The organism is Moorena sp. SIO2C4, from assembly GCF_010672485.1.
Taxonomy (GTDB): Bacteria; Cyanobacteriota; Cyanobacteriia; order Cyanobacteriales; family Coleofasciculaceae; genus Moorena; species Moorena producens.
Genome location: NZ_JAAHGN010000352.1, coordinates 1 through 6,853 on the forward strand (window position 1 = coordinate 1; position 6,853 = coordinate 6,853).

The following is a 6,853-nucleotide window of genomic DNA, read 5'->3' on the forward strand; positions in this document are numbered from 1 at the left end:
TCTCCAGTTGGCGGGGTGTCTAAGGCAATAGTATATGACTGGTCAGCACTAGTTTCAGTAAGCTCGATAGTTGTCTGTGAGAGAATAAAGTCTGCCATAGTGATTCAAAATGTTTAGTTAGTTACCTATAGCAATAGCTAGTACCAATTGCTAATTAGGGATAGCTGCATCAGAATTGGCTTGGGGTTTGGGTCAATAGGAATTGGCTAAAGCGATTTCGGACACCCACTGGTATAGGTGTCGATCTGAGTTATCCATCCTCTGGCAATACAAATGCCCGACCGGGTTTCAATTTGTCTTAAAACCTTTCCCCAATTAATTTGACCCAGCGATTTTATTGTCTTCCCCTTGACCGATTTCTGTTCACCGGGAAAGTACCGAACTTACTGTGGGGCTAACTAGGGATTTTACATAGACTTCTCGAAAACTTTGCGTTTATAATAAATTACTGGCTTACCCCCCTTGAAAACTGCCCCACACCCATCAGAGACTGGAGTTGTTCAGGCATGAGCATTTCAGAGGTGTTTTGTGAAAAAAGTTTTAGGAATCATTCTCGGTGGTGGCGCAGGAAGCCGCTTATATCCACTAACCAAGCCCCGTGCTAAACCAGCAGTGTCATTGGCAGGTAAATACCGCTTGATCGATATTCCTGTCAGTAACTGCATTAATTCTGAGATTTACAAAATCTATGTCCTAACCCAATTTAACTCAGCATCTCTCAATCGCCACATTACCCGTGCCTATAATTTCTCTGGCTTCACAGAAGGGTTTGTTGAAATTCTACCAGCCCAAAAAACTGCGGAAAACCCAAGCTGGTTTCAGGGAACAGCAGATGCAGTTCGTCAGTATCTATGGTTATTTAATGGCTGGGATGTTGATGAATACCTAATTCTATCAGGAGACCACCTCTACCGGATGGACTATCGCTTATTTGTCCAACGTCACCGGGACACTGGAGCGGATATTACTCTCTCGGTTGTACCTATTGATGAGACACGGGCATCTAGCTTTGGCTTGATGCAAATTAATGATCGGGGCAAAGTGATTGACTTTCGGGAGAAACCCACAGGGGAATTGCTCAAACAAATGCAAGTGGATACTACTGTGCTTGGACTTACACCAGAAGAAGCCAGAAATAGTCCTTACATTGCTTCTATGGGAATTTATGTTTTTAGTAAAGCAGTGATGAAAGAAGTGCTCGAAGCTAATTCTGAACACACAGACTTTGGTAACGAAGTTATCCCAGCCTCGATGCCAAAGTATAACATTCAAGCTTATTTATTTAATGATTATTGGCAAGATATCGGCACTATTGAGGCATTCTACAATGCTAACTTATCCCTGACTCGTCAACCATCACCATCGTTTAGCTTTTATCAGGAAGATGCTCCGATTTACACCCGCGCCCGTTATCTACCGCCCTCAAAGCTTTTAGACTGTCGGGTAACAGAGTCAATAATTGGGGAAGGGTGTATTCTCAAAGACTGCCGCATTAATAACTCGGTATTGGGATTGCGATCGCGAGTGGAAGCTGGAACAGTTATCGAGGACACTTTAATTATGGGGGCTGACTACTATCAATCTTTAACAGAACGTCTCTCAGCCCAAGAACAAGGCCAAGTGACTTTAGGGATTGGTAAGGATACCGTTATTCGTCGTGCAATTATCGATAAAAATGCTTGTATCGGTAACAATGTCAAAATCTTTAACAAGGATCGTGTAGAAGAGGCCAACTGCGAAAGTGAGGGATTTTATATTCGTAATGGCATTGTTGTAGTGCTCAAAAATGCAGTAATTCCCCATGGAGCCGTGATTTAGTCCTATGGGATGGAAAGGGTAAGTTAATCCATATCAAAATTAGGCGCGCTGTAAGCATATGCGCTACGCGCACGCTACGCGAACAGCCCTTAGCGGTCAGCCGTCAGCCCTTACACGCTTACTTTAGACAGGCTTACCCTAAGGATTAGGGATTAGACACCCTTAGGCTAGGCATTAACTACTAAAACCATTCACCATTAACCATTAGCCATTAGCCTAAGACCTTGCTACCTAAGACCTTGCCCTAACCCTCAAAACACCCTTGACAGAGTATTACCATGTACGGAAATTGCGATCGCACCAGTGAGGAAGAACCGAACTAAGTTTACTTGAAACCTTTGTTACCCTGGCGTTGAGGTAGATAAACCATAATCCAAGGGCAATAACTGACCCCTTACGATCTTAGACGATTAGGAGACACTCTTGATGGCTGCGACCGACTTCAAAGACTATTACTCCATCCTAGGAGTCAGCAAAACTGCTAGTGCTGATCACATTAAAAAGTCCTTCCGGCGTTTGGCCCGGAAGTACCACCCAGACCTGAATCCTGGTGACAAACAAGCCGAGGCTCGCTTTAAGGAAGTCAATGAAGCCTACGAAGTGTTATCTGACTCGGACAAACGGAAGAAATACGATCAATTTGGTCAGTACTGGAAGCAAGCGGGACAAGGATGGTCTGGTGGTAGTGGAGTCGGTGTTGATGTTGGTGGCTTTGATTTTAGCCAGTACGGCAGCTTTGACGAGTTCATTAATGAATTGCTGGGTCGCTTTAGCACTGGTGCGCCCGGTGGTGCTGGCAGAAGTAGTCATAGCTACTCCTACAGTACAAGTACTTCTAGCTCTAATGGGTTTAATGATTTTGGTGGTTTTGGTGGCTATAGCAGCACGTCAGGCTTTAACAACACTACGGGAGCAAGTGCTGACCGGGAAGCAACCATTAGCCTCAGTTGGTCTGAAGCCTTTAATGGTGTCCAAAAACGTTTCAGCCTAGGTAATGAAACTATAACTGTCAGGATTCCCCCTGGTGCCAAACCCGGTAGTCGTATTCGGGTGCGAGGCAAGGGTCAGGTCAACCCCCTGAATGGGCAAAAGGGAGATTTGTATTTGAAAGTAGAACTCAAATCTCACTCTTTCTTTGAGTTCGATGGTGAGAATCTAGTTTGCGAAGTGCCAATCACACCAGATGAAGCGGTTTTGGGTTGGTCAATCGAAGTACCAACTCCAGATGGCTCTGTGAGTATGAATATTCCTGCTGGTATTCGTTCTGGTCAATCTCTGCGACTACGGGGTAAAGGCTGGTCTTTACCTAAGGGTGGACGTAGTGATCAGTTAGTGCGAATTACGATAGTAACTCCGAAAAACCTCACCAATCAGGAGCGGGAGTACTATGAAAAAATCCGTGAAAGTCGCCGCTTCAATCCCCGCAGTCATTTGTCCCAAGTTCGACTGTGATTATATCTAGCAGTGCTCAATTGGGTGATAGACTTTCCTGCTGGGTTAATGGGAGTAGGGAGTAGGCAGTAGGCAGTAGGGGTAAGACAATTGAAGGTACCTCATAAGAGGGTGTCGATGGCATTTAGGAGTGTTTCTACTTCGGCATTTGAATTTAGGAAAGAAAATAGATGTTGAAAGCGGAGTTTTCCTAGCTGATCTAAAAGAAATTGGCCAGGTAGGGGAGCACCAAGTGCTTGACCAAGGTTATAGGCGCGAAAGGTTCTACAGTTGGGGTCGCTCAGCAGTGGCATTTGTAAACTGAGATCGTTAACAACTTGTTGGCTTTGCTTGATATCTGTACTCGTAATCATTAACACCTCAACCCCTTTCTCAGTGAAACGTTGGTAGTTCTCATTGATGTTTTTGATGTGAGGGAAGCACAGGGGACAGTAATGCTTTTCTGTGAAAATGCGGGTGAATGCCAAGATGACCGGTTGTTTGCCCTGATAATCCGATAATTTGGTCTGACGGTTATTGGTAATATCTGGTAGCTCAAAATCAGGAGTCCTTGCTCCGAGTTGTAGCGCGTTAGTTGCTGGTACAGGCACAAAATTGTGGAAGAAGCGCTGATTGATTAAGCCACTAAAGTTAAGGTCTGTGAGCATCAGGGGTTCAATTCTCCTGGAGAGGGAATAGTTTATAGTCACTGTTCTAGTTTACCGATAGGCACCCTCAACTGTAGGTAGTTTAGGGAAAGCATGAATTAAGTGACTACTTTGATTACACAGACCGGAAAAGGGGAAAGAGGGGAAAGCGATGGAGATCACCGCTGGTCACCCCTTTAGAATAATAACTCACATCAACCAAGTACGGACTATTTGGTCAGTGATTAACCGGACTTAATTTTAATGATTCGATTAAACGCTGTAAACCTGACTCTACTGACCACTGAGGTTTAAAATCTAAACAGGAAGATGCCATTGAAATATCAGCTTGGGAATGTTTAATATCTCCAGGACGGGGAGGGGCAAATTTAGTTTCTGATTTCCACTGAGGAAAGCAAGTTTTTAGACTATCAACTAGCTGAAGTAAAGAAGTAGATTTTCCGGTGCCTAAGTTACAAATTAAGCATGAGCCTGATTCTAGGGGTGTTGTTAAAGCTTTGGCAAAAGCCCTGGCAACATCTTTGACATAGATAAAGTCTCGTGTTTGAGTCCCATCTCCGTAAATAGTTATCGGTAAACTGTGCTGCATGGCATTAACAAAGATAGAAATTACACCGGAGTATGGGGAGTTAGGTACTTGTCGAGGACCAAATACATTAAAAAATCGTAATCCCACAAATGAAAAATCTATTTGTTTGGCAAATAAACTGGCATATTGCTCGCTCACCAGTTTTTGTAAGCCATAGGGAGAAATAGGAGAAGTCTGTTGATTTTCTGAAATGGGTACTTGTGTGGGATTGCCATATACAGCGGCTGAGCTGGCAAAGACTAGTTTAGGAATGTTTAAGGTTTTACAAAGTTCAATAACAGCAATCGTTGCCGAAAGATTATTGTGATGAGCCTCTAGAGGTTGCAGCCATGATGCTGTAACGGAGGGGGTGGCTGCTAAATGGGCAATGCCATCAATTTTATTTGTAAATTTAGTTATAAAATCTTCTGGTTTACAAGTGGATATGTCTTTTTGCAGGAATTTGAGATTAGGATGCTTAGGTAGGTTTTGTAGACTACCAGTGGCAAGGTTATCAACTACTGTGATCTGATGACCTTCTGATAGAAGTTGTTCGGTAAGATGAGAGCCAATAAAACCGGCTCCGCCAGTGACAATGAAATGCATGATTTTTTATTTTTTACTAAGTAATGGTTAACGATGTAATCGGTTACTAATTAAAGATTAAATAAGTTATTTTTATTTGCCTAATTAGTGTAGAATTTACTAATCAAAATGAGCTCCAATAAGTACTCTTGATCACCTTGTCTTAAATCTGAAACCAATGGCGAACTGTTACAGGTAATGTCCGCTGTGCTATTAATCTCACCAGAAGCTTAGGTCGTGAAAGATAGTATAAGATAGGATGCTTATAAGACCAGAGTCTCTTTTGGAGAGCATCCCAGAGTTCAGTATCTTTGACCCCTTGTTGAGATAAATATTTTGATAGCCAGTTCAAGAAGGTCAGATGTGCTGGATTCAGATGACCAGGAGTGTATTTTCCTGCTTGCTCTGCCATAGAACAGCAGTTATTAGAATGCTGTCTATACCAATCCCAACAGTCACTAGTGACAAATACAGCGGCTTTGAGATATACCTTCGCGAAAAAGGCTTGATCTTCGTACATTCCCTGGAAGCTTTCTTCAAACCCACCTGTAATATCAAATAGTGTTCGCCGGATCAAAACGCTACAAGTGGCGGGGGTTCTAGCTTGACTCTCCAGCAAGAGGGTGAGCAGCCTGGGGGAGTAAACAAAGTATCGTAGTCAGGAGCAATTTCTCGCATCAAGTCCCGATCAATATCCTGAGGCTTCTCGGTCCAGCTATACCAAAATTTAGTTAGACCACAAACTACATCTGCTTCTGGTTGTGAACTAAAAATTGCTAGTTGCTTTTCCAGTTTCTGTGGTAACCAAATATCGTCAGCATCTAAGAAGGCAATGTAGTCCCCTTTGGCATTGTGGATGCCTAGATTGCGTGTGGCACTCATGCCGCGATTCTGGTGACCCTTGTGTTCTAGATAGCTTACCTTTTCCGGGTATTGTTGGGCATACCGTTGGGCAATTGCTGTGCTGTTGTCGGTGGAGCCATCGTCTACCAGCAGCAATTCCCAGTTGTTATAGGTCTGGGCAAATACGCTCTGAATGGCTTCTTCAATGAACTTCTCAGCATTTAAGAAGATCATAATACCAGAAACCAGTGGTTTGTGACTCATTTGATCTTACTTATATTCAAGTTTATTTACTTTCCGTTAATGGACAAGATTGATGACCTGAGTTCCAAAAATTTTTAAACCGTTTTCAATATACTGAATAGTCTTTGTTTGAGCTTCCACCCGAAATACCTCCTAGACTTGGACGACAAAGAATACACAGTGGGATTCATAGCTAGTAATAGTTCCTTGATGAATACGCACCAGACTTTGATATCTTTGATTTTATGTTCAGATAAGTACTGTCCTACCCAATTCAAATAAAATAGACGTGCAACATACTCTTTGCCGGTTTTTTCTGCAATAGAACAGCAGTTGTTCGGGTGCTGTCGATACTTGTACCAACAATTGGTAACTGGAAAAACCGGTGCATGGAGACAGATCTTGCTGCAAAAGACCTGATCTTCATAAAGACCTCGGAAGTTTTCCTCAAAACCACCAACATCTTCTACAATCTGACGTCGCAACAACATCCCCGATATGCTAATCCGGCGTTTTAATAAAAGACGAAACAGCCTTGGTGGATTGATCAGGGTATCGGTCGGCACACGAACCTTTTCCACGTGATCCCGTTCTTGGTCTTCAGGATTTCCAGTCCAGCTATACCACCATTGAATTGGTCCGTAGACCATGGCAGCGTCGGGATGAGCATTCAAGAGAACAACTTGCTCTGCCAAGA

The 6,853-nt window shown here is 43.2% G+C and carries 7 protein-coding genes; 2 read left to right on the plus strand and 5 right to left on the minus strand.

Annotation, left to right across the window (positions count from 1 at the left end; all coding sequences use genetic code 11):
• The first annotated feature begins 528 nt into the window (after positions 1–528).
• Positions 529–1,818 carry a glucose-1-phosphate adenylyltransferase gene (locus F6K20_RS18555; protein ID WP_008186656.1) on the plus strand — a complete coding sequence of 430 codons (1,290 nt, stop codon included), beginning with the start codon at positions 529–531 and terminating at the stop codon, positions 1,816–1,818.
• Positions 1,819–2,244: 426 nt separating this feature from the next.
• Positions 2,245–3,270 (plus strand): DnaJ C-terminal domain-containing protein, encoded by a 1,026-nt coding sequence (locus F6K20_RS18560; RefSeq protein WP_287295593.1) that lies wholly within the window; start codon positions 2,245–2,247, stop codon positions 3,268–3,270.
• Between the two features lie 101 nt (positions 3,271–3,371).
• On the opposite strand, the gene F6K20_RS18565 is transcribed toward F6K20_RS18560, so the two are convergent.
• From F6K20_RS18565 to F6K20_RS18585, 5 genes are all read right to left on the minus strand, one after another.
• Entirely contained in the window at positions 3,372–3,917 is a 546-nt protein-coding gene (locus F6K20_RS18565; protein ID WP_008186659.1) for a peroxiredoxin family protein, read from the minus strand.
• A 217-nt stretch (positions 3,918–4,134) separates the two neighbouring features.
• Positions 4,135–5,091, minus strand: a complete 957-nt coding sequence (locus F6K20_RS18570) for an NAD-dependent epimerase/dehydratase family protein (protein WP_287295595.1) — start codon at positions 5,089–5,091, stop codon at positions 4,135–4,137.
• A gap of 142 nt (positions 5,092–5,233) precedes the next feature.
• Positions 5,234–5,590: a hypothetical protein gene (locus F6K20_RS18575; protein WP_287295597.1), complete on the minus strand. Its 357-nt coding sequence runs from the start codon at positions 5,588–5,590 to the stop codon at positions 5,234–5,236.
• A gap of 53 nt (positions 5,591–5,643) precedes the next feature.
• The gene (locus tag F6K20_RS18580; RefSeq protein ID WP_287295599.1) at positions 5,644–6,177 is read right to left on the minus strand and encodes a glycosyltransferase family 2 protein; all 534 of its coding nucleotides are present in this window, start codon (positions 6,175–6,177) and stop codon (positions 5,644–5,646) included.
• Between the two features lie 74 nt (positions 6,178–6,251).
• Positions 6,252–6,853 (minus strand): glycosyltransferase family 2 protein (locus F6K20_RS18585; RefSeq protein WP_502708844.1); only part of this gene is annotated, 602 nt, incomplete at its 5' end.